Source organism: Acinetobacter sp. YH01007 (assembly GCF_013420425.1).
GTDB lineage: Bacteria > Pseudomonadota > Gammaproteobacteria > Pseudomonadales > Moraxellaceae > Acinetobacter > Acinetobacter towneri.
Map to the genome: position 1 here is coordinate 104,277 of NZ_VOYC01000004.1, position 23,135 is coordinate 127,411.

The 23,135-nt window shown below is 42.7% G+C and carries 25 protein-coding genes and 4 tRNA genes; 7 read left to right on the top strand and 22 right to left on the bottom strand.

The window, feature by feature from the left end:
- The first annotated feature begins 67 nt into the window (after positions 1–67).
- The 3 genes from serS (at position 68) to FTT74_RS02880 (ending at position 3,345) form a co-directional block, all read left to right on the top strand.
- Positions 68–1,339, top strand: coding sequence for a serine--tRNA ligase (serS, locus tag FTT74_RS02870; RefSeq protein ID WP_004972265.1), 1,272 nt, complete (start codon positions 68–70; stop codon positions 1,337–1,339).
- A gap of 63 nt (positions 1,340–1,402) precedes the next feature.
- Positions 1,403–2,773 carry a siroheme synthase CysG gene (gene cysG, locus FTT74_RS02875; protein ID WP_004972262.1) on the top strand — a complete coding sequence of 457 codons (1,371 nt, stop codon included), beginning with the start codon at positions 1,403–1,405 and terminating at the stop codon, positions 2,771–2,773.
- Positions 2,774–2,865: 92 nt separating this feature from the next.
- Entirely contained in the window at positions 2,866–3,345 is a 480-nt protein-coding gene (locus FTT74_RS02880; protein WP_136144597.1) for a tRNA (cytidine(34)-2'-O)-methyltransferase, read from the top strand.
- 194 nt (positions 3,346–3,539) lie between these two features.
- Here the strand turns inward: FTT74_RS02880 and FTT74_RS02885 are convergent, their stop codons facing one another.
- The 6 genes from FTT74_RS02885 to rpoD all read right to left on the bottom strand — a co-directional run bounded on the left by FTT74_RS02885 (position 3,540) and on the right by rpoD (position 10,099).
- A complete protein-coding gene (locus FTT74_RS02885) occupies positions 3,540–4,934 on the bottom strand; it encodes an APC family permease (protein ID WP_004972258.1) in 1,395 nt (464 codons plus the stop codon).
- Between the two features lie 267 nt (positions 4,935–5,201).
- Positions 5,202–6,386: an iron-containing alcohol dehydrogenase gene (locus FTT74_RS02890; protein WP_096901030.1), complete on the bottom strand. Its 1,185-nt coding sequence runs from the start codon at positions 6,384–6,386 to the stop codon at positions 5,202–5,204.
- Between the two features lies 1 nt (position 6,387).
- Positions 6,388–6,921, bottom strand: coding sequence for a hypothetical protein (locus FTT74_RS02895; protein ID WP_026438100.1), 534 nt, complete (start codon positions 6,919–6,921; stop codon positions 6,388–6,390).
- A gap of 75 nt (positions 6,922–6,996) precedes the next feature.
- Positions 6,997–7,653, bottom strand: a complete 657-nt coding sequence (gene lipB, locus FTT74_RS02900) for a lipoyl(octanoyl) transferase LipB (RefSeq protein ID WP_004972253.1) — start codon at positions 7,651–7,653, stop codon at positions 6,997–6,999.
- 152 nt (positions 7,654–7,805) lie between these two features.
- Complete coding sequence (locus FTT74_RS02905) at positions 7,806–8,099, bottom strand: YbeD family protein (protein ID WP_019837061.1); 294 nt, start codon at positions 8,097–8,099, stop codon at positions 7,806–7,808.
- 113 nt (positions 8,100–8,212) lie between these two features.
- Positions 8,213–10,099, bottom strand: a complete 1,887-nt coding sequence (rpoD, locus tag FTT74_RS02910) for an RNA polymerase sigma factor RpoD (protein ID WP_004972247.1) — start codon at positions 10,097–10,099, stop codon at positions 8,213–8,215.
- A gap of 373 nt (positions 10,100–10,472) precedes the next feature.
- Here rpoD and FTT74_RS02915 point away from each other — a divergent pair, with 373 nt between their 5' ends.
- Entirely contained in the window at positions 10,473–10,682 is a 210-nt protein-coding gene (locus tag FTT74_RS02915; protein WP_004972246.1) for a PA3496 family putative envelope integrity protein, read from the top strand.
- A gap of 68 nt (positions 10,683–10,750) precedes the next feature.
- The gene (locus FTT74_RS02920; protein WP_004972244.1) at positions 10,751–11,275 is read left to right on the top strand and encodes a YecA family protein; all 525 of its coding nucleotides are present in this window, start codon (positions 10,751–10,753) and stop codon (positions 11,273–11,275) included.
- A 104-nt stretch (positions 11,276–11,379) separates the two neighbouring features.
- Here the strand turns inward: FTT74_RS02920 and FTT74_RS02925 are convergent, their stop codons facing one another.
- The 5 genes from FTT74_RS02925 to FTT74_RS02945 all read right to left on the bottom strand — a co-directional run bounded on the left by FTT74_RS02925 (position 11,380) and on the right by FTT74_RS02945 (position 14,865).
- Entirely contained in the window at positions 11,380–11,922 is a 543-nt protein-coding gene (locus FTT74_RS02925) for a hypothetical protein (protein WP_131260684.1), read from the bottom strand.
- A 225-nt stretch (positions 11,923–12,147) separates the two neighbouring features.
- Complete coding sequence (locus tag FTT74_RS02930) at positions 12,148–12,564, bottom strand: ABZJ_00895 family protein (RefSeq protein WP_179988544.1); 417 nt, start codon at positions 12,562–12,564, stop codon at positions 12,148–12,150.
- Between the two features lie 48 nt (positions 12,565–12,612).
- Positions 12,613–13,227 carry a DedA family protein gene (locus FTT74_RS02935; protein WP_004972240.1) on the bottom strand — a complete coding sequence of 205 codons (615 nt, stop codon included), beginning with the start codon at positions 13,225–13,227 and terminating at the stop codon, positions 12,613–12,615.
- A gap of 75 nt (positions 13,228–13,302) precedes the next feature.
- Positions 13,303–13,590, bottom strand: coding sequence for a hypothetical protein (locus tag FTT74_RS02940; RefSeq protein ID WP_096901025.1), 288 nt, complete (start codon positions 13,588–13,590; stop codon positions 13,303–13,305).
- A 342-nt stretch (positions 13,591–13,932) separates the two neighbouring features.
- On the bottom strand, positions 13,933–14,865 hold the full coding sequence (locus FTT74_RS02945; protein WP_104853141.1) for a rhodanese-related sulfurtransferase: 933 nt from the start codon (positions 14,863–14,865) through the stop codon (positions 13,933–13,935).
- A 217-nt stretch (positions 14,866–15,082) separates the two neighbouring features.
- On the opposite strand from FTT74_RS02945, the gene FTT74_RS02950 reads away from it, so the two are divergent.
- Positions 15,083–15,568 carry a DUF1289 domain-containing protein gene (locus tag FTT74_RS02950; RefSeq protein WP_131260683.1) on the top strand — a complete coding sequence of 162 codons (486 nt, stop codon included), beginning with the start codon at positions 15,083–15,085 and terminating at the stop codon, positions 15,566–15,568.
- A 102-nt stretch (positions 15,569–15,670) separates the two neighbouring features.
- Here FTT74_RS02950 and panD read toward each other — a convergent pair whose 3' ends face one another.
- The 11 genes from panD to FTT74_RS03005 all read right to left on the bottom strand — a co-directional run bounded on the left by panD (position 15,671) and on the right by FTT74_RS03005 (position 21,771).
- Positions 15,671–16,051, bottom strand: coding sequence for an aspartate 1-decarboxylase (gene panD / locus FTT74_RS02955; RefSeq protein ID WP_004972232.1), 381 nt, complete (start codon positions 16,049–16,051; stop codon positions 15,671–15,673).
- Between the two features lie 146 nt (positions 16,052–16,197).
- Positions 16,198–16,779 carry an aminoacyl-tRNA hydrolase gene (pth, locus tag FTT74_RS02960; protein WP_004972230.1) on the bottom strand — a complete coding sequence of 194 codons (582 nt, stop codon included), beginning with the start codon at positions 16,777–16,779 and terminating at the stop codon, positions 16,198–16,200.
- Positions 16,780–16,797: 18 nt separating this feature from the next.
- A complete protein-coding gene (gene rplY / locus FTT74_RS02965) occupies positions 16,798–17,094 on the bottom strand; it encodes a 50S ribosomal protein L25 (protein ID WP_004972228.1) in 297 nt (98 codons plus the stop codon).
- Positions 17,095–17,195: 101 nt separating this feature from the next.
- Positions 17,196–18,149, bottom strand: coding sequence for a ribose-phosphate pyrophosphokinase (locus tag FTT74_RS02970; RefSeq protein WP_004972226.1), 954 nt, complete (start codon positions 18,147–18,149; stop codon positions 17,196–17,198).
- 36 nt (positions 18,150–18,185) lie between these two features.
- Positions 18,186–18,260 (bottom strand) — tRNA-Gln (locus FTT74_RS02975).
- Between the two features lie 93 nt (positions 18,261–18,353).
- Positions 18,354–18,428: transfer RNA gene (locus FTT74_RS02980), tRNA-Gln, on the bottom strand.
- Between the two features lie 19 nt (positions 18,429–18,447).
- A tRNA-Gln gene (locus tag FTT74_RS02985) sits at positions 18,448–18,522 on the bottom strand.
- Between the two features lie 27 nt (positions 18,523–18,549).
- Positions 18,550–18,624, bottom strand: a tRNA-Gln gene (locus FTT74_RS02990).
- A gap of 1 nt (position 18,625) precedes the next feature.
- Positions 18,626–19,453, bottom strand: coding sequence for a 4-(cytidine 5'-diphospho)-2-C-methyl-D-erythritol kinase (gene ispE / locus FTT74_RS02995; RefSeq protein WP_179988545.1), 828 nt, complete (start codon positions 19,451–19,453; stop codon positions 18,626–18,628).
- Positions 19,454–19,472: 19 nt separating this feature from the next.
- Complete coding sequence (gene lolB, locus FTT74_RS03000; RefSeq protein ID WP_004972223.1) at positions 19,473–20,051, bottom strand: lipoprotein insertase outer membrane protein LolB; 579 nt, start codon at positions 20,049–20,051, stop codon at positions 19,473–19,475.
- Positions 20,052–20,058: 7 nt separating this feature from the next.
- The gene (locus tag FTT74_RS03005; protein WP_178866170.1) at positions 20,059–21,771 is read right to left on the bottom strand and encodes a tetratricopeptide repeat protein; all 1,713 of its coding nucleotides are present in this window, start codon (positions 21,769–21,771) and stop codon (positions 20,059–20,061) included.
- Between the two features lie 78 nt (positions 21,772–21,849).
- Between FTT74_RS03005 and hemA the strand changes: the two genes are divergently transcribed.
- Positions 21,850–23,124 (top strand): glutamyl-tRNA reductase, encoded by a 1,275-nt coding sequence (gene hemA / locus FTT74_RS03010; RefSeq protein WP_179988546.1) that lies wholly within the window; start codon positions 21,850–21,852, stop codon positions 23,122–23,124.
- Positions 23,125–23,135 lie beyond the last annotated feature (11 nt).

The window sequence follows — 23,135 nt, forward strand, 5'->3', positions numbered from 1 at the left end:
GTTACTGTATTTTTTAACCCGAAGCGCTTACACTATAGCCAGTTTTTTTCTTATTCCAAGATTGGCTATGATTGACCCGAAATTACTCAGAAATAATATTGAGGCTGTAAATTTAGCCTTGGCAAAACGTGGTGTGCAATTAGATGTGGCAGAGTGGGCAGCACTTGAAGCACGTCGTAAAGAATTGCAATCTAAAACCGAAGCATTACAGGCAGAGCGTAATTCGGGCGCAAAACAAGTCGGTCAGATTAAAAAAGCAGGTGGTGATGCTTCTGAAATTATGGCGCGTATGGCTGCTATTGGCGATGAAATCAAAGCCGCTGAAGTGGCTTTGGCAGAGTTGCAAGATGAGTTAGAAGCTAAATCATTGTCTATTCCAAACTTGCCAGATGAGTCTGTGCCTGAAGGTAAAGACGAAGCTGATAATGTAGAAGTATTGAAATGGGGCACACCACGCCAGTTTGATTTTGAAATTAAAGATCATACCGACCTTGGCGAAATAATGGGTGGTTTGGAATTTGAAACTGCAACCAAATTAACAGGTTCTCGTTTTAGTGTTTTAAAAGGGCCATTGGCACGTTTACAACGTGCAATTACACAGTTCATGTTAGATACACATACTGTTCAAAATGGTTATACCGAAGCGTATGTGCCGTATTTGGTCAATGCAGATTCATTGCGTGGTACAGGTCAGCTGCCTAAATTTGAAGAAGATTTGTTCAAATTACAAGGTGAAAAAGAATACTATCTAATTCCAACTGCCGAAGTTCCAGTAACCAACTTTGTGCGTGATGAAATCATTGACCCTGAACGCTTGCCATTAAAATATGCAGCGCATACCCCTTGTTTCCGTAGCGAAGCAGGTTCTTATGGTCGCGATACTCGTGGTTTAATCCGCCAACACCAATTTGATAAAGTCGAAATGGTGCAGATTGTAAAACCAGAAACCTCAATGCAGGCTTTAGAAGAATTGACTGGACATGCAGAAGGTATTTTGCAGGCACTTGGTTTACCGTACCGTAAAATTATTCTATGTGGTGGCGATATGGGCTTTGGCGCAACCAAAACCTATGACTTAGAAGTTTGGGTGCCAAGTCAAAACACTTACCGTGAAATTTCATCATGCTCAAACATGGGGGATTTCCAAGCGCGTCGTATGAAAGCACGCTACCGTGCCGACCAAAAGAAAACTGAATTTGTGCATACATTAAACGGTTCAGGTTTGGCGGTAGGACGTACTTTATTGGCTGTTATGGAAAACTATCAACGTGCCGATGGTTCGATTGAAATTCCTGCAGTATTACGTCCGTACATGGGCGGTTTAGAGTTTATTGACTAAGTTGAGTGCAGGTCGACTTAGGATGAAATTGCTTACAATCAGATTTAAATATTGAGGTTTAGTGTGGATATTTTTCCAATCTCGTTAAAGTTGCAGCAGCAACCTTGTCTGATTGTGGGCGGTGGGCATATTGCTTATCGCAAAGCGGTGTTACTGGCTAAAGCGGGCGCAAAAGTTGATGTGCTTGCCCCTGAAATTGATGTCAATTTATTGCAACTGGTGCAACAAAGTCAGGGGCAGTATGTACAGGATGTTTTTAGTCCATCTACTGCGTTACGTCACTATCGTTTGGTGATTGCTGCAACGGATAACAATTTGGTCAATCAGCAAGTTTTTGCAGCTTGCGAAGCCGAAAATGTGCTGGTCAATAGTGTTGATGATCCACCACATTGCCGTTTTATGGTGCCTGCCATCATTGACCGTTCGCCTTTGGTGATTTCAGTCGCGAGTAATGGCACATCGCCTGTATTGTCACGTCAAATTCGTACACAACTGGAAAGTACCATTCCGCATGGTATGGGCAAACTGGCAGAGTTTTCAGGTCAGTGGCGTGCCGCAGTAAAACAGAAAATTGTAAATCCAGATGAGCGCCGTATTTTTTGGGAGGAGCTATATGCCAGTCCTCTTAAAGAACAGGTGTTCAACGACAATCTTGACGCTGCAAACCAAAGTATCCAACAGGCTTTAGCGGAATGGCAAACACCGAAAGGCGAGGTGTATTTGGTTGGTGCAGGGCCAGGTGATCCTGAGTTACTGACCTTAAAAGCCTTGCGTTTAATGCAGCAAGCCGATGTGGTGATTTATGATCGTTTGGTGTCTGCACCTATTTTAGAATTGTGTCGCCGTGATGCCGAAAAAGTCTATGTCGGAAAAGCACGTTCTAACCATGCTGTACCGCAAGAAGGCATCAATGCATTATTGGTGAAATATGCACAAGCAGGTAAGCGAGTTTGCCGTTTAAAAGGTGGCGATCCGTTTATTTTTGGGCGTGGCGGTGAAGAAATTCAAGAATTGTATGAAGCAGGTGTGTCATTTCAGGTCGTACCGGGCATCACCGCAGCCTCGGGCTGTTCGGCTTATGCAGGCATTCCACTGACTCATCGAGATTATGCGCAAAGTGTGCGTTTTCTTACTGGACATTTAAAAGAAGGTTCGCCTGAATTGCCGTGGTCAGAATTGGTGTATGAACAGCAAACTTTGGTGCTGTATATGGGCTTGGTTGGCTTAGAAAGCATTTGTGAAAAACTGATTGCACATGGACAACGGGCGGATATGCCTGTCGCCTTAATTTCTAAAGGCACGACACCTGAACAAAAAGTGGTGGTGGGGACGTTGGCGGATATTGCCAGTAAAGTCGCACAGCATCACATTCAGGCACCTACCTTGACCATTATTGGTGAAGTGGTCAATTTACGTGAACAGTTGAAATGGTAATGAATCTACCCCAACCCCTCTTTTAAAAAGAGGGGAGTTCCCACATTTTCTAAAGGGAGCTGAGGAGGGATTGTGAAAAGTAGAGAAAATTTGTGATCCACGTTGTTTTATATGAGCCTGAAATTCCAGCCAATACAGGCAATATCATTCGTTTGTGTGCCAATACAGGTGCGCAATTGCATTTGATTAAGCCATTGGGTTTTGAGCTGGATGATAAAAAGCTGAAACGTGCAGGTTTGGATTATCACGAATGGGCACGTATGCAAATTTGGGACAATCTTGAGCAATGCTTGGCTAATTTAGACAGCAAAGGCGTGGGGTTAGATGCGATTTATCCATTGACCACCAAAGGCACAGAAACACCACATACTTCGGATTTAAACCGACCTGTTGCCTTGTTGATGGGGCCTGAAACACGTGGTTTGCCAGAAGCAGTACGCATGTTGTTTCCGCAGCAGCACTGGATTCGTTTACCCATGGCAGAAAACTCACGCAGTTTAAACTTGTCTAATGCAACGGCTGTGATTGTGTATGAGGCATGGCGTCAGCAAGGTTTTAAAGCATTGCTCTAATTTGAGCATCAATTCATTTCAAATTTAATGCGATCTTTAGCATCAATGCGTACAATTGATAGATAAAAAGCTGAGACAAAACTGTACTCAGCTTTTTTGTTTTCGCTATTTTGCTGATTTAACGCTGCAATCCATTTGAGGCATAAGAAAAGGCGCATAAAGCGCCTGATCTTAAAGTTGTGATGCTATTTGTCTTAGCGATCATCAAACTCATTGTGCTGCGGAGCAGGGTGTTTAAAGCCTTTGGTTTTATAACCGAGGTATAAAACCCCAAACATTGCCCACCATAAGCCATACTTCAATGAAGTTTCATCGACTTCGAGCCATAAAGCAAAGACTGCAATAAAGCCGCACAACGGTACGATCACAAAATTGAGAAGGTCTTTAAAGCCTTTGGTACGACCATCACGTAGCGCGTAACGTGAAATCACCGATAAATTCACAAAGCTAAATGCGGTGAGGGCACCAAAACTGATTAATGAAATGACAAAATCCAAGTTCATAAAACCAGCAGTTAACGCCACAGCACCTACAATTAAAATATTGTATGAAGGTGTATAGCTACGTGGGCTGATATGACCAAAGATTTTTTTGTTAATCACGCCATCACGACCCATCACGTACATTAAACGCGAAACGCCTGCATGAGCCGAAATACCAGATGCCATTACCGTTACAATAGCAAAGGCAAGCACATAAGACTGGAACAGCGAGCCGCCGACCAAGAGCAGAATTTCTGGCTGCGTTTCTGCAATATTTTTAAAGTAGCTGCCCGGTTCATTTGGGAAGAAAATCTGCATGAAATAGGTGCTGACAATAAAAATTACACCCGCAATTAGCGCAGTTAAGAACATTGCCTTCGGTAAGGTTTTTTCAGTGTCTTTGGTTTCTTCTGCAAGTGAGCTGAGTGAGTCAAAACCTGTAAATGAGAAGCAGAGTAGGGTTGCACCTGTAATCAATGCGCCTACCGAAGTCAGTTCATTCCAGAAAGGTTCTAAGCTCCATAACTGATAACGTTGCTCGGCAGTAATTGGACCATCGGCATTGAAGCCTGCCTGAAGTTTGGTGTACATCATCCATGTAAATACGCCAATGACCACCAACTGTACCAAAACGATCATACTGTTAAAGTTGGCGACAAAACGCGCGCCACGCAAGTTGACACCCGTCATAAATGCCGTGAGTACCACCACCCAAATCCAGTGATTCACATCAGGGAATAAGGCTTCCAGATAAATCACCGCCAAGATGATGTTGACCATTGGTGAGAGTAAATAATCTAGCCAAGATGACCAACCCACCATAAAACCAACGTTGGGATGAATCGATTTTTGTGCATAGGTATACGCCGACCCAGAAGAAGGATAACGACGAATCATGTGACCATAACTTAAAGAAGTTAAAAGAATGGCAACCAGTGCAAAAATATAAGATGTGGGTACGTGAAAATGACTTTCTTCCGATACTAAGCCGAAAGTGTCGAATAACGTCATCGGTTGAATGTAGGCTAAACCAATAATAATAATGTGCCAGAGTCCTAGCGTTTTTTGCAGTTTAGCTGCCGATTGAGTCCCAGAGATATTTGTCAACGGCGTTATCCTCTTAATCGTTGATCAAGGATCAGTCATGTTTGTTCAGGATTGTTTGAGACGAACAATCCCCCCTACATAAAAAGTAAAAACGCGCCAATCTACTCCATAATGACGCGCTTTGTCAGTATCTTTGCTTTCTTTTTTAGCAGAAAAAACGCCATATTGATGAAAAAACATCAGACGCAGCAGTCTACCAATGAAAAGCCCGATGTTTAGAAAAACATCAGGCTAGATTTTCGGCTATGTTCGCCTATTTTGTAGGAATTACCAAGCCTTTTTTAAGATGGCTTTGAGTTCTTCTAAATTGGCTTCTTTCGGGTTGTAAATAATCGAACCATCGTTCAGGGCTTTTTCAGCGACTTCATCTAATTGTGCTTCGCTGACTTTACCAGTTTCTTGTAAAGTGCGTGGCAATTTGGTCAGTGCATATAAGCGGTCACGAATGGCTAAGAGTGTCGCAATGGTTTTATCGGCACGTAAATGTGCAGGGGTTTGCGCATAGACGTCTGCGCCTGCCAACGGTAATAGCAGCTCGGCAATTTTATCGGCATTGACGTCTTTGTTGTATTCCAACACGTATGGCAAGAATAAATTCATGCACAGTCCATGTGGCAAATGTGCCACAGCACCCAACGCATGACCTAGGGAATGCACTAAACCAACCATGGAATTTGAAAATGCAATGCCCGCCATAGTAGATGCTTGTGCCAGTTCCAAACGGCCTTGTTCATCGCTTGGGTTGTCTAATACATTGAACAGGTTATTGCTGATTTTTTTAATTGCTGCAGTAGCATAAGCATCAGAAATTGGGTTGGCTGCCATGCAACTATAAGCTTCAATGGCGTGCGTCATGGCATCCATAGCCGTCATTGCCGTTAAATGTGGTGGCAAAGTTTGCGTCATACGTGAGTCTAAAATGGCTGCATGTGGCATTAAGTAATACGATGCAAATGGCATTTTGACGTTCTTTTCGGTGTCGGATACCACCGCAACCATAGTCACTTCTGAACCTGTGCCTGATGTGGTTGGAATCACAAAAAAAGGTTTCAGTGGACGTGGTAAGTTATGCGCACCTGAATATTGCAATAAGTCATCACCACCTTCGCTGACTAAAATATTGGTGGCTTTAGAAGTGTCAATGACTGAACCGCCACCCACCGCGATAATGGCATCACAGTTATTTTCACGGTACAACTGTGCCGCACGACGCACTGTTGCCACACTTGAATCTTGCGGGACATCATCAAAAACATAGCCAATCACGGCATCGGTAGATTCAAAAGCCGCTTCAATCGGTGCAAGCAAATTGTTGGAACGCACACCTTTGTCGGTAATGATCATTGGACGCTGCGAACCGAGTGTCGCCAATTCAAACGGAATATGTTCAAGCGCGGCATGACCTGCAATGACTTTGACTGGGCAAAAAAATTCGTAATAAGGCTTCGCCATGTTATGCACTCCGTTTGAAATAAGATTGGGCAACTTTTAGATAGATATTGGCTGCACCTGATAGTTTTTCTTTTAAGCTGAGTTCAGTCGGATATTGTTTTACCGCCAGTTCTGCCAGTAATTTAGGCAAGATCAGTGCTTCCATTTTGTTCAGGCAACGTACCAAGCGAATTGCATAAGACACATCACCATCGGCAATCATGCGGTCATGCGCAAAGGCCTGTGCGGTACTTTCCTGAAATGAAAACACTAAAAATGCATGATTTAAGTGTTTAAAGGTAATGGTTAAATCGGGTTTTTGTGCCGTATTCTGTAACAGTTCTAATTGATGATCTGCAGTGACTTTGGCAACAAAGGCTGGACCATTCGGAAAAACTTTCATAGACAACACAAAGTTGCTGGGAAATTTGGCAACTTCTTGTTTAATTTCTTCATCGACCTGACTTGCCATGACTAAACCTCTGCCAATCACATCCATCATGAGTTTGACATAGGCCAGTTGCAAAGCGGGTTTCACAGATTTAGTTGAAATCACGCGCTGAATCCCTGTGTTATAAATCATTATTTAGAGTAAATACTCTATTTTATTTCTTATTGAAAAGAAAGCCATTTATACGTGAATGACTTGAACGTCATTAAAGTAACCGCTGTTTTGTAAAGTTTCAATGATATCTGCGCAGAAGTTTTCAAAATGTGGATAGTCATTGACTAAATCCATCACACGTACCATTTCCAAACCTGCATAGCCGCAAGGGTTGATACTTTGAAAACCAGTCAAGTCACAATCAATATTAAGGGCTAAACCATGATAACTACGGCCTTTACGAATTTTAAAACCAAGTGAGCCAATTTTCCGTTCATTGACATATACCCCCGGTGCATCGGCTTTGGCATAGGCTTCAATGCCGTATTTTTTAAGCAGCTCAATCATCAAGTTTTCAGCATAAGATACCAAAGTACGGACATTCCAGCCTAAACGGTTCAGGTCAAACATGAAGTAGGCAACCAATTGGCCTGGGCCATGCCATGTGACTTGACCACCACGATCAGTCTGTACCACAGGAATATCTGTCGCCATTAAAATATGTTCGGCTTTGCCTGCTTGCCCTTGGGTCAGTACATTCGGATGTTGCAAAATCCAGAGTTGGTCAGGGCTGTCTGCATCACGTTGTTCAGTCCAGTCTTTCATTTCCTGAAAGCGAGCTTGATAGTCAGTCAGGTCATGATATTGACGAATAATCAGGTTTGGCCGTTGTGCAGTATCCACAGTGATGCAGTCCTATCCATAAAAGCAAGAAATTGATTTTATTATACGAAAATGTGGCGGCTGTAGGGGATTTGTGGATTGAATAAGATTTTGGCAGCGCAGAAACAAAAAACACGCCCGAAAGCGTGTTATTTGAAAATCAATCTACAAAATTACAATGCAGTTTTAATCAGTGGGCAAGCTGCCAAATCTGCATAAATGGCATGCACTTGTTCCAATTCTTCAAAACGCAATTGTGCTGTAATTGAATGATACTTGCCTGTGCGTGATGGGGTAATGCTGATGCTTTGTGCATCAAACTCAGGGAAGTGCTTCACTAAAATTTCAACCACAGCAATACGCAGTTCATCACCCGCGTCACCAATGAGTTTAATTGGGTAATCCATTGGAAACACCCAAAGATGCTCTTGTAGTTCACGAGATGGGGTACGGTTGAATAACGTCATAAGCGTGTGTCTCTATCTCTATATCAAACGCCTGCATAGGGCAGGCGTTTTTTGTCTTGTTGAATAAATGAGGCTGAATTTAAAAATTTCAATAGCTCATTTATGCAGCAATCTTAGTCATTTTCCAAGAACGAGCGTAAGTGTTCAGAACGAGAAGGGTGACGAAGTTTACGTAAGGCTTTGGCTTCAATCTGACGGATACGTTCACGGGTCACATCAAACTGCTTCCCAACTTCTTCCAAAGTATGATCGGTTGGCATATCAATACCAAAACGCATTTTCAGAACTTTGGCTTCACGTTCAGTCAAGTTTTCAAGCACTTCACGGGTCGCTTCTTTTAAGCCTTCAGAGGTTGCCGCATCAACAGGTGAGGTGATGTTGCTGTCCTCAATGAAGTCACCCAAATGTGAATCTTCATCATCACCAATTGGCGTTTCCATAGAAATCGGCTCTTTGGCAATTTTCAGAACTTTACGAACTTTAACTTCATCCATTTCCAAGCGTTCGCCTAATTCTTCTGGAGTCGGTTCACGACCCATTTCCTGAAGCAATTGACGCGATACACGGTTGATCTTGTTAATGGTTTCGATCATGTGTACTGGAATACGAATGGTACGCGCTTGGTCGGCAATAGAACGGGTAATCGCCTGACGAATCCACCATGTTGCATAAGTCGAGAACTTATAACCACGACGGTATTCGAACTTGTCTACCGCTTTCATCAAGCCGATGTTACCTTCCTGAATCAAGTCTAGGAATTGTAAACCACGGTTGGTGTATTTTTTTGCAATCGAAATAACCAGACGCAAGTTGGCTTCAACCATTTCTTTCTTCGCACGACGGGCTTTGGCTTCGCCTACTGCCATACGCTTAGAAATTTCTTTGATGCCTTTAACATCTAAGCCTAACTCTTTTTCAATGTCGGCAATTTTTTGTTGGAACGCCAAAATATCTGGACGTACTTTTTCCAAATAGCCTTTTTGGTCGGCAGGTGCTTTGGCAATGTGCTCGTCTAACCAAGCAAAGTTAGATTCCTGACCTGGGAATGAGGTACGGAATTGAGTACGATCCATACGACCACGACGCACCGCATAACGCATCACTTCACGTTCAGCAGTACGAATTTGTTCATGTGTACCACGAATCATTTCCGAAATAATATCGAATAAACGTGGCGTAAATTTAAACATCATGAATACAGTCGCTAAAGCTTCTAAAGCCTCTTGAGCTTCGGCACTTTCACGACCATGTTTTTCAATGGCAGCAATTTTTGCAAGATAAGCCTGTTCCAATTCACCAAAACGCATTCTTGCAATTTCTGGGTCTGGACCTGAATCTGCTTCAGATTCTTCTTCGGCTTCAGCTTCTTCTTCCTCATCGTCATCATCAAGTTTGACGTCTTTGGTTGGTTTGTTGCTGGTGTCTTCTTCTTTGTCTAAATCGGCTTCGTCTTCTAAAACTTCTGGAATTTCTTCATCGGTTTCAGGGTCTAAATAACCTGATAAAATATCGGCAAGGCGACGTTCGCCTGCTTCATAATCTTTATATTCTTGCAGTACCACTTGCACTGCGTTTGGCCAGTAGGCAATCGAGTGAAGTACATCGCGAATCCCTTCTTCAATACGTTTCGCAATGCTAATTTCACCTTCACGCGTTAACAGCTCAACCGTACCCATTTCACGCATATACATACGCACAGGGTCTGTGGTGCGACCAGGCTCATTTTCTACAGAGGCAAGTACCGCTGCAGCTTCTTCTTCAGCAACTTCGTCGGCAGCTTCCGCATTATCCTCGAACATTGCATCATCAGATTCAGGCGCACGTTCATGCACAGGAATACCGACGTCTTGAAGCATTTGAATAATGTCTTCAATCTGCTCGCTTTCTGTGATTGAGTCCGGGAGATGATCGTTAACCTCAGCGTAAGTTAGGTAACCTTGCTCTTTGCCTCGGCTAATCAGAGCCGCTACTTGCGAAGTAGGGGAATTCATATCGCTCATCTTTGCTTACTCTTCGTTGAATCTGTGGCAGTGAAAAACCGTGCATGATAGCACAATTCGCTTTAAATAGGGGGTGAATTGATCAATCAAGCATGATTTTAAAATGATGTTTGAATGAAGAATGTGATAGGAATATGGGGCTTCATTACTGTTTTTCAAGTCAATTTCCTTTTTGCCCGCAAAATATTTTTATGATTGGGGCGAATCTCAAATAATGATACTAACTTGTTCATAAATACACAAATTTGCCGCAATGTTGCAAGCTGTCTATGTTGCAGTTTTTTGAAAAAAATAAATAAAACTTGACAATATTTATAAAGGCAGATAAATAGCGGCTAGACCCTTCACATTTTTTCATTCTGAGGTAGTTTTAGTGTCTTCTACAGATTTTGAACTAGATGATAACTACGGTGATGATGATGTTAATTTCGATGAGGCATCAAACAAAATAAGCGCGAAAGAATCTTTAGAAAAGCGCCGTTTGATTGATGATTTACTCGCACAACGTCGTTTGGAACGTGAGCTCAAAGATTTTGATTATGATTTTGACGATGACGACGATTTTGACGATGAAGATGACTAAAATCAGGTACTGTATCTGGCATTGAAAATGCTATGCTACACCCCTAAATTGACACCGATGGATTTGAAATGACTGCTTTAGATTTAGACCTGTTAAGTGAATATCTAGATGGTGACCAAAACGAGTATGGTCTAGACTTCGCTGCAACGCATGGTTTCTTGTGTGCCATTGCAGTTGGACCTCAATTTGACCCATGGTTAAATGAATTGTTTGAAGGCAACCAAAAGAAAGTGCCTGCTGAAATTATTGCGCAAATTCAGGCTTGGTTAGAAAGCATTCGCCAAAGTTTAGCCAATGAAGAAGGCATTGAGTTTCCATTTGAAATTGAAGAAGCAGAAGTTGATTCAAGTTTGGGTGATTGGAGCGTTGGCTTTGTCGATGCGATGTTCTTAAACGAAGAAGCATGGTTTACGCCTGAATTTGAAGAGCAATTGGTTGATTTAACTTTGCCAATGATGGTGTTTAGCGGCATTGATGAAGAAGATCCACAAATGGAATCTTTCCGTCGCAATGGTCAGTTAATGGACGAAATTGCAGAAGAAATTCCTGAAAACCTGAATGAATTATATTTGATGTACCACACGCCTGATTAATGGCTTGGTTTACATATTGTGTAATATGTAATCCTCATAAAAAAACGCACTGCGCAAATCGCAGTGCGTTTTTTATTATGGCGCTTCAATGATCATGTTACCAATTAGCGTGTCGCACGATCCCAAGCATCTTTGACAGCAAATTTAGCTTGTTCCCACGTTAAGCGTGAACTGCCTTTAATTTGCCCCCATTTGCTTCTTAGATCGGGCTCAACATCTTCGAAACGTGTGTGCGTATCATAATGTGGGCGGTTTTCATAACCAATGCGATAGGCATTTTGATAGTCACGATCATAATCTAAATCATGATAATGGTTGCGTGTTTCTGTAAAGTAGGTTGTATTTAAGCTATTGGTACGCCAGTAAGCTTCTTCTTCGGTAGGGTTCACAACTTCTGCTGCACCTTTACCTGCCAAACCACCCACTACAGCGCCTACAGCACCACCGACCACAGCACCTACTGGACCACCCAGCGCACCTACTGTTGCACCAGTAGCCGCACCGCCAACAGCACCTAAACCAGTACCGACAGGGTGTGCACCAGGTTCTCCTGTAATTGGATCGGCATTTAAGCGATCACGTTCTTCTTTTGGTAAGTTCTTAACCACATCACGGTCAATTTTTTCATTGCGTTCAAAATCTGACATTCGAATCACCTTTTTATCTTTGTATGCGTTATAGCGTTCCTATATTCATAAATCGCTATGAATAGGCTTAATCTACGCTGCTACAATGTAGGCTTATAGCCTATTCAGAATGCATTTCAGTTACAGCGCATGTCAGACGTAAATTTATGTGTGATATATCAGCCTGATGTTGATTTTAAGTGTTTGATGTTGCGGTTCAGTGTGAAATACGTACTTTAGGTAAGCTTATAAGTACTTTTTTTGATAATAACGGTTCGCATACCAACCATAGGCAACATGAAAAACTGCACCATGAATCGCAATCAAACACAGCATCACCACCGCAGCCAGTGCTAGTCCTGCTTTATCTGCAGCTTTTAAAATGGCTTCTGCATTCGGATTCATCAGCACCAAGAAAAACACAAAGAAGCTACCAATAATAATTGCCACCGCACTTGAGCCCCAAACTAGTTGAATTTTTTCATCACTGCTCGGTAAGCGTTGTTCTTTTTTGACAAAATGTCCTGCGCTAATGAATGCTGCGGCAATTAATGCAGGGAGCAAGGTCAAGCCACCTAAGTTCAGACCAAAAATCAATACGGTAATGAGTAAGACCAGCGTAATACTGTAAACCGCAGCAAAAAATAATAAATATGTTTTCATGTCTGATTTTCCCCAAAAAATTGATTCAATTGCGCAGCAACACAAGCATTAGTCACGCATTTTACGGCGATGCCTACGGTATAAAATAATTGCGATGACTAAGAGCACCAAGCCTATAATGACATGGCTGACCTGACTGAAAATTTGCTGCATCAATTGTTGGTTTTCACCAAAATAATAACCCACGCAAGCTAAAAAAGTGGTCCAAATAATTGTGCCTAAACCACTATAAAACATAAATTTCCAAAATGGCATGTGGCTCATGCCTGCAGGAATACTGATGAGAGAACGAATAGCGGGAATCATGCGCCCAAAAAATACAATCCGATGTCCATATTGTTCAAACCAATGCAGGGAGTTTCGGACGTCTTGTTCTTTAATCCATAGATATTTACCGTAGCGATTGACCCAGTGGTAAATACTTTCATGTTTGCAGCGATAACCTACCCAATATAACACTGCCGCTGCGAACAACGAGCCGATACAGCCTGCAATGATGACACCCAATAGCAGTAATTGCCCTTGCGATGCAGAATAGCCTGCAGAGGGCATAATAATTTCAGAAGGAACGGGTGGAAAAACATTATCCAGAAACATTAACAGGGCAATACCAAGGTAGCCCAGTTGTTCCATAATGGAAATAATCCATTCAGTTAAGTTCATGCAGGTTGTGCTTTAGAAAAGTGCTTCTATCCTAAGCAGTATTGGACGAACAGTAAAGTCTTGCGCAATTTAGACTTAATCAAGCTCTGCATGGGTCAGGGTATAGATATATACACGTCTTAAGCTATATGCCACAAGTATAGGAATGGCACAGAGCAGGGCGTAATTCAAGAAATGCGCTTGTAGATGATAGCCAACAAATGCCGCAATAATACCGCCTAAAATTGCACCTAAAGCCACAATAAAAGTATGAGATTCATGTTCCAAACCATCTTGCATTGTTGCGCTATGCGTAGCAGTCACAGATTTTACAGGCGTAAAACGTAGTGTGTGCATTGAATTTGAAATTGTTGTTTTAGGCATAGCGTCACTCCTGATTGCGGCATATAAATTTAGGAATACATAACGATCCTTGAATTTTGGGTTATGGGAGATGTTGAGTTTGTGCTGAACATCTGCACCAATATAGCCACAGATTTTGTGGCTTATTTTGATTGAATGCTATCACCCAATCTGGGGATATTGCGCAATGCTTGGTAAACAAGCGTTGTATTTTTATGTTCTATGTAATCTTGCGTGAAGCATATATGTAGACATAAAAAATCCCCATACTGGATGAGGACTTTTTCAATATGATTAGAGTGGTCGATACAACATCAACATGGCTTTTGTTAGACCTTGTTGATGTGTATGAGCCTGTACGGATTACAGACGTTTACGTTTAGCTGCGGCAATTTGTGATTGGCGCATACGGAAACCTTCTTTTTGTTTCTCACTGGTTTTATCAATACAGTACACACAAGATACACCGTGTTCATAGCTTGGTAATTCAACTTCTTCAGGCAGTAATGGCCAACCGCAAGCATGACATTTGGTGTTTTGACCTTCTTGCATACCATGTGTCACCGCAGTACGGCCATCAAATACGAAACATTCACCTTCCCATAAGCTTTCATCTGCTGGTGTTTCTTCTAAGTATTTAAGTACGCCACCTTTTAAGTGATAAACCTCGGTAAAACCTTCTTGCAACAATAACGAGGTCGATTTCTCACAACGAATCCCGCCTGTGCAGAACATCGCAATTTTTTTATCTTTATGCTGTTCTAGGTTTTGTTTCACATATTCTGGAAATTCACGGAACGTTTCAGTTTTCGGGTCAATTGCGCCCTTAAACGTTCCTGCTTTGTATTCATAGTCATTACGGGTATCAATCAGAATGACATCGTCACGGGCAATCAGTTCATTCCATTCTTTCGGGTCTAGGTAGTGACCGACTAAATCACGTGGTTTTACTTCTACACCCAAAGTCACAATTTCTTTTTTCAGCTTGATTTTCATTTTACGGAATGGCTTTTCAGAGCTGTGCGACTCTTTGTATTCCATTGTAGTAAAGCCTTCATTCAACAGAAATTGGTGAACTTGATCAATCGCGGCACGATCACCCGCTACAGTTCCATTAATGCCTTCACCTGCCACAATAAGAGTACCGCAAAGGTTGATTGAATTTACCAAATCTAATAAGCGTTGTTGAAGATCGGCAGGATCTGCAACTTCTTTGAATTGATAAAGTGCGGCAACAACCCAAGTCGTGGTCGCTGGCTGTTCTACAGGTGCAAGCTGTTCTACAGTAGCGTTCATGGAGTACTCCAATAGATGAAAGACAAAAATTTAAGGCGCATATTCTAACCTGCTTTGTGTGAATATGCGAGAAAACCGAGTGCGGTACATGGTTTTAAAGCACGACACAACATTTTAAAAATGTAGCAGAACGGGGTATGATGCCACTCGTTTCAAAGAAGAATGTTGTGTTCATGTTGATGCGCCAACAGGTGTTGTTAAATATTGGAGTGTTGTGTTGAGTAAGGATCGTCAAATTGCCACTTTAACCCCGTGTGCAGGTCGTTGTTCTACGGTGTTTGGTGATGCTGTCTGTCGAGGTTGCCGTCGCTTTAACCATGAAGTGATTCAATGGAACAGTTATACGCCTGAACAACACACTGCCGTTTGGCGTCGTTTAGATGCACAGCTTGATCAGATTTTAGTGCCTATGTTGCCTTTTGCTGACTTGCGTCATGTCGAAGGGTTTATCCGCTCTAAGCGTGTGCGTTTACGCGATGATGCTTCAAAAGGGCGTAAGCTGTATCACGCACTGAAAATTTGTGAAAAAAATCGACATTTTACCGATGAAAGCGGCTTGGGCATTCACTACAAAGAAGTGCGACCTCTGTGGCAGGAATTTGAGCGTCGCGTGTTGGCACTTGCAACTGCAAGTTATGATTTTGCATTTTTAAGAGCTGATGGTATCAGCCATAGCTTATTGCATAGCTTGCACGATGACTAATTTGTAAGTCTTGCTATGGGGTCTGTAAAGAGTAGATGACTTTATTGAGCCATAAAAAAAACTCGCAAAATCTGCGAGTTTTTTATTTTGTACAGGAGTGGCTTAAGCCACTTGTACAGGAATACAGTTTGCAGTGTGGCTCACGGTATTGTCTGGGTTTGCATAGACCAAACGTGGTTCGTGTGCATTGGCTTCTGCTTCAGTGAAGTCACCAAAGGTTGCGATAATAATAATATCGCCTACATCGGCTTGGTGTGCAGCACCACCATTGACTGAAATGATGCCTGAGTTGTCTTCACCACGAATTGCATAAGTTGTGAAGCGCTTACCATTGGTCACGTTCCATACGTGGATTTCTTCATATTCACGAATGCCAGCCAAATCCATGAGTGTTCCGTCAATTGCACATGAACCTTCGTAGTGAAGTTCTGCATGAGTTACAAAAGCACGGTGGATTTTGCATTTTAATAAACGAGATAGCATGGTGAGCGTCTCCTTAGTGGACCTAAGATTTTATCTTATGGTTGAATTCAAACACTGCTTGATGGATGTCAGTTCCGAGCAGAAAGCGCATTTTGCTCTGAAAATTGCGACATGGCAAGTGTGATTGTTCAACAATTGTGGATTCATCAGTTCGGTTTATAGGCATTGATTTGATTCATGGCTTGTTGTACTTCGCCATTGACCAGTAACTTGATACGACCTAATGCATGTGCAAGTGCATCATCCATTAAAGTTTGCTCGCTACTTGGTGCTTTGCTCAGTACATGACCAGACACGCGTTCTTTTGAACCCGGATGCCCAATACCAATGCGTAAACGATGGAAGTTTGGACCTGTGTGCGGCACGATGTCACGTAAACCATTATGTCCACCATGACCACCACCCGTTTTTAGGCGAATGATCCCTGGGTTCATATCCAGTTCATCATGAGCAATCAGCATTGCTTCAGGTGCAATTTGATAGAATTTGGCGAAGGGAACAACACTTTGACCAGAACGATTCATAAAGGTTGTGGGTAATAACAGACGAACGTCTTGACCTTCGATATTACCACGTCCGCTGATCCCGTGAAATTTAGGATCGGCTTTTAATGTAATGCCATATTGATCTGCAAGGCGTTCTACAAACCAGAAGCCTGCATTATGGCGGGTTTGGGCATACTCTTTACCAGGGTTGCCCAAACCAACAATCAGTGAAATATTAGCCACTAATTATACCATGAACACTTATGCGCGTTTGAAGTCAGCGTGCATAGGTGTGTTTTTAGCAGGGTGACGTTGTAACGCTTGGATTTTCACGTTTTCAACTTTGTCGCCTACTTTGATTTCTACAACTTCTTCAAAGAAAGCATTGCTTTCTAAAGCTTTTACAAGCTCACGAAGTTCTAAAGTGATTGTTACAGGCTCAGCGTCGCCACCATAAATGATAGCTGGAACTAATGCAGCGTGACGAAGGCGGCGGCTCGCACCTTTCCCTTGGTTAGCTGCTTCACGCGCTTGAGCGTTTAATACGAAGTTTGCCATGATAGACATCCTTATTTTGAGTTTAAATAAACTAGATCTGCGACCAATCTAGTGATAGAAAACCCTGCCAAGTGGCAGGGCTTTGAAAATTTAGCGCTCTATTATAGATAAGAATCGAACATTGCGCTAATAGATTCTTCGTTGTTAATACGGCGAATTGTTTCTGCAACCATACTTGCTACAGATACTTGGCGAATTTTACCAAGTGCTTGAGCTTCTTCTGAAAGAGGAATGGTGTCTGTAACAACCAGTTCATCAATCACAGAATTTTTCAGGTTTTCAATCGCTTTGCCTGAAAGTACAGGGTGGGTAGCATAAGCAACAACGCGGCGAGCACCAAAAGTTTTAAGTGCATCGGCAGCTTTGCATAATGTACCTGCAGTATCCACCATGTCATCTACAATGACACAGTCACGATCTTTTACATCACCAATCAAATGCATCACTTGTGATTCATTCGCTTTTTGACGACGTTTATCGATAATTGCAAGATCGATATCACCCATTTGTTTTGCAACAGCGCGCGCACGAACCACACCACCAACGTCTGGTGAAACTACCATGAGATTGTCGTGTGACTGTTGACGCAGGTCAGCCAATAGCGCAGGCGTACCATAAATGTTGTCTACAGGGATGTCGAAGAAACCTTGAATTTGGTCTGCGTGCAAGTCAATCATCACTACACGGTCAATCCCTACAGTGGTGAGCATATCTGCAACCACTTTAGCGGTAATTGGAACACGTGTAGAACGAGGACGACGGTCTTGGCGGGCATAACCGAAGTAAGGAATAACGGCAGTAATACGACCTGCACTTGCACGACGCAACGCGTCAGCCATCACCAAGATTTCCATGAGGTTGTCATTGGTTGGCGCACAAGTAGGTTGTACGATAAATACGTCTTTACCACGGACATTCTCGGTAATCTCTACAGCAATCTCACCATCAGAGAAGGTAGAAACTGATGCAGCACCTAAAGGAATGTGCAAGTGGCTTACGACTTTTTGAGCGAATTGTGGATGCGCGGTTCCACTAAAAACGACAAGATTGGGCATGAAGCACCCTTGGCGGTTGGTGTATGTAAGAATAGATGGCAGGGGTAGCTGGATTCGAACCAACGGATGCCGATATCAAAAACCGGTGCCTTACCACTTGGCGATACCCCTAATGCGGCAGAACTTTAATATTTTTACTGCGTTCTGTCAAGGTAAATTAACAGGATAGCGGTAATATTGGGGGTTCTGTCTAATGCGAGAAAATGGCAGGGGTAGCTGGATTCGAACCAACGGATGCCGATATCAAAAACCGGTGCCTTACCACTTGGCGATACCCCTAGATTTGATCACTGTAAGATGGCAGGGGTAGCTGGATTCGAACCAACGGATGCCGATATCAAAAACCGGTGCCTTACCACTTGGCGATACCCCTAATACAGTAATCTACAGGTGAAAGAGATGGCAGGGGTAGCTGGATTCGAACCAACGGATGCCGATATCAAAAACCGGTGCCTTACCACTTGGCGATACCCCTATTATACTGTGAAATGTCGTAATGGAGATTCATCTAAGCTGTTCACAACGTACGCAGTACATGGTGAGTGTGCCAAAATGTCGTCTACATTCATTTCTGCAGTCACTTCAGTAAAGACACAAGCACCTGTACCTGTAAGCTTTGCTTGACCAAATTGGTCAAAATAACGCATTGCTTCATCAACTTCGGGGTATAAATTTCGTGCCACAGGCTCAAAATTATTTCCAAAGTCAGATGGCTTTATCTGATAGCCGCAGAATTTAGTGGGCTTCGTGTTTCTTGTCAATGTTTTTTGTGAAAAAAGTAGTTGAGTGCTGATAAAACAGTCAGGTTTTAACACAATATATTGTTTTGGGGCTAAGTCTATGAATGTTAACTGTTCACCAATGCCTTCTGCCCATGCATTACGACCATGCACAAAGATCGGTACATCTGCTCCGAGCTGTAAACCAAGTTCAGCTAGTTTTTGAGTATCCAAGCCACATTGCCAAAGTTGATTGACTACAATTAAGGTGGTTGCGGCATTGGATGAACCTCCGCCAAGCCCTGCACCCATAGGGATGTGCTTCTCAATTTTAATATTTAAACCTGTGGCTTGTTTCGCGTAGGGTTTTAAAATTTGCGTGGCTTTGTAAATCAGGTTTTGCTCTAAATTGACACTGTTTAAACCCTGAATTTGAATGCTTTGAGTATCATTGACTTCAAATTCTAGCCAGTCGTATAAATCAATCAGTTGAAAAATAGTCTGCAATTCATGGTAGCCGTTGTCACGACGCCCAGTAATGTGCAAAAACAGATTTAATTTGGCAGGTGAGGGTACACGAATCATGGCGAAACTTGGCAAGTGATTAACGATTTTGGATGAGCATTGTAATACGGTTTTCTTGCCCTGATTCAAGTGCTTGTTTCAAAATCAGACGGTTTGGCAAACTGGCACTGTCGTTATAGCTCAAATCGACCGTCCAACCATCTTCAATAAATTGAGTCGGGCGCTGTTGGGGGTCTTTTTGAATTTGGGCATTGACCGTTGCAGGTCGGGCTTGTACCCAATCGACCAAGTGGGTGATGGGCGCTTGCCAACCTGTGGCTTGTTCTAACAGTTCTTCAGGACTTTCGGCATAAATTATCCCTGTTTTGGCACTGTTGAGGGTGACTTGTCCTGGTTGTCCGCTAATTTGCGTTTTACCAACGCCCAAAATGCCGCTCAGTTCAATATCAAACTGCTGTTGCTGCTGTACCCAAGTAAAAAAGGCACTGCCAGATTGCTGCGGAGTGCGCACACCAATTTTGCCTTGCAGGTTAAATTGATTTTCGGCTTCAACTTGCTGTGAAATGTTGGCTGGTTTTTGTACGAAAGGCTGACAACCTGTCAGCACAAGGCTACTGGTGGCAAAAAGGGTTAATCCTAATTTTGAAAATAAACGCATGAATCTTTTAACTCTTTTTAACTGGCTGCGGTAACAATAGCGAATTTAATTGTTGCAATTGCGGATCATTCGGATGATTTTGTTGTAATTGTTGTAACACTTGGCTGAATTTTTGAATATCTCCTTGCATATACAACGATTTTGCATAACGTGAGCCAATCGCGGCACTATGACTCAGCGCGTAGGCTTTTTCCAAAGCCTGTGCCGAAGCAGTGTAGTCATTTTGCAAATAGCTGACATAACCTAAAGTATCTAAAATAGAGGCTTGTTCAGGTGCAAACTCAAGTGCTTGCTCTACATAGCGACGCGCTTCATCCAAACGACGATTTTGCAGTGCAAGAGTATAGGCGTAGGCATTTAAATAGGTTGGGCTGTTCGGCTCAATTTCCAGTAACTTGGTGAGCAGTTGATCCAGTTTGTCTTTTTCCTGATGTGCATCCAATAGTAAGACTTCTGAATAGATCAGGTCAGGATCATCGGGCAGGTTTTTGATGGCTTCATCTAACAAACGCAGTGCTGCTTTTTTATTGTCCATGCGTTTTAAAATATCGGCCTGTGCCTGATATAAAAAACTGGCGTGCTGCGGATAGTTGACCCGTTCCTGCGTTAAAAAGCGCAGGGCATCGTTCAGTTTATCTTGCTGGGCAAAAATACTGATCATGTTGCGACGTGAAACCGTATAAAGGCTACCATCGACCAAACGATAATAGGCTTTGGCTGTTTCAAAGTGCTGTTTACGCTCGGCATTGACTGCCAAATAGAAATAGGCTTCGTTTTGATATTGGGCTGAATAGCGCAACTCTACTAAATATTTTTCGGCTTTTTCGTATTGTTTCAAGTCAATACTGGTCAAACCTGCAATAAATAAGGCTTCATCTTCCGTAGGCCATTTTTTTAAAATAGCTTCTAGCTTTGTTAGCGCCAAAGTTGCTTCATTTTTTTTGACCAAATATTTGGCTTCGGCTAAACGGACTTCAAAATTATTTTTGTGTTTACGGCTGGATTTTGCATACCAAGCTGCCGTTTCTTCTTCATTGCCAAGTACGCTCAACAAATTGGCTTTCATTAAAATATAGCCAGTGACTTTCGGGCGTTTGCGCAACGCTCTGTTAATGGTGTCGAGCGCGGCTTGATATTGTCCATTTTGCGCTTTTAAACCTGCAATCAATACCAAAATAGATGGATTGTCTTTGGCTTTGCTGGTGCGCAGGGCTTGAATCAGAAATTCACGGTCTTCTACAGATTCAGGGGAAATTCCCGCCAAAATTTGTTCTAAGTCAGCCGTGGCATCAATATTTAGAATTTTATCTAAGGTTTCTGCAGCCAAGTCATATTCATGCGCTTTGAGTGCAATGTGCGCCAAATAAAACAGTGCAGGGACATCGGATGGTTCTTGTACCACCCAATGTGTTGCAATATCTAATGCGGCACGTAGGTCATTTTGTTCAATGGCAATATTCAGGGCGCGTTGTTTAATGGAAGTCGAATTGTTCTTAATTGCCAAGACCGTGTAGTTGTGTAATGCAGTTGGAATATCGCCATAAGCCAAGGCAAATTCTGCCACCATGGTTTGTTTTACCGCATTATAATTTGAATTTGCATGATAAATTTCTTCAGATGCTCTAAGATGAGCAACTGAAGCCATGCTACCGACCAGTAAGAATGTGGTAGAATATTGCTTAATTGTCGCGCCGTATGGTCGGCTATTTGTTTGACGCAATTTTTCTTGATCCAAGTAATGCTTTTTATGACACCGTTATTGCACAATAGCATAAATTTAGCGAAATGATGATCTGATATGTCTTTCTTTGCATTGGGTGTCAACCATCAAACCGCCTCTGTAGAGTTGCGCGAGCAAATTGCATTTAACCCAGAAAAGTTAAGTGCCTTACTTGCTGAGCAAAGCCAACATCCCGAACTGAATGATTTGGTGGTGGTGTCTACCTGCAACCGTACCGAAGTCTACGCCATGTCTGAACATCCAGAACAGGTGTTGGATTGGCTTGCACACGTCAATGGTATTGATGCGAAGCAATTGAGTCGTCATGTTTATCGTTATGAAAATGCACAGGCGGTGTCGCATTTAATGCGCGTAGCCAGTGGGCTAGATTCACTCATGTTGGGTGAGCCGCAAATTTTAGGTCAGGTCAAAACTGCGCTGTCTTTAGCCAAAGACTCACATACGGTTTCGCAACAACTCAACCGAATTTTTGAATATGCGTTTTATGCTGCCAAACGGGTACGTTCAGAAACTGCCGTAGGCAGCCATGCCGTGTCTATGGGTTATGCGGTTGCGCAACTGGCGTTACAAGTATTTAGCCATCCTGAAAAACTAACCGTGATGGTGGTGGCAGCAGGCGAAATGAATAGCCTTGTAGCGAAGCATTTAGCTGAGATGGGCGTCGCTAAAATTTTAATTTGTAACCGTACCCGCGCCCGCGCCGAAACTTTGGCACAAGAAATTGCGCATCGGGTTGAAGTTGAAATTATTGAATTTGATCAGTTAGCGGCCAATTTACACCGCGCTGATGTAATTTCAAGCTGTACGGGTAGTTTGCATCAGGTGATTGCTTATCCTGAAGTAAAAGCAGCGTTAAAGAAACGTCGCTATCAGCAAATGTTGTTGGTCGATTTGGCCGTACCACGTGATATTGATCCTAAAATTGAAAACTTGGATGGCGTGTATTTGTACGGGGTCGATGACCTGCAAAGCGTGATTGATGAAAACTTGGCGCAGCGTCGTCAGGCGGCTGTGGAAGCAGAGCTAATGGTCAATCAGCTTGTGACTGAGTTGGTGACCCATCAAAAAGTTCAGCAAGCAGGTGCGACCATTCATGCTTACCGTGAACATGGCGAAAGCTTGCGTCAGGAAGAATTAAATTTGGCGATGGCGCGTATTGCCAAAGGTGAAGATGCTGCACAGGTTCTGCAGGAATTTTCCTATCGTTTAACCCAAAAACTGCTGCATCCAACTTCTATTTTATTGCGTGAAGCAGCCAAAGGTGATGAGCCTGAATGTTTTGAGTTTATGCAGGAAAATTTAGCAGCGACTGCCAAACATCGTCGCAAATAAGCAAGATTAAC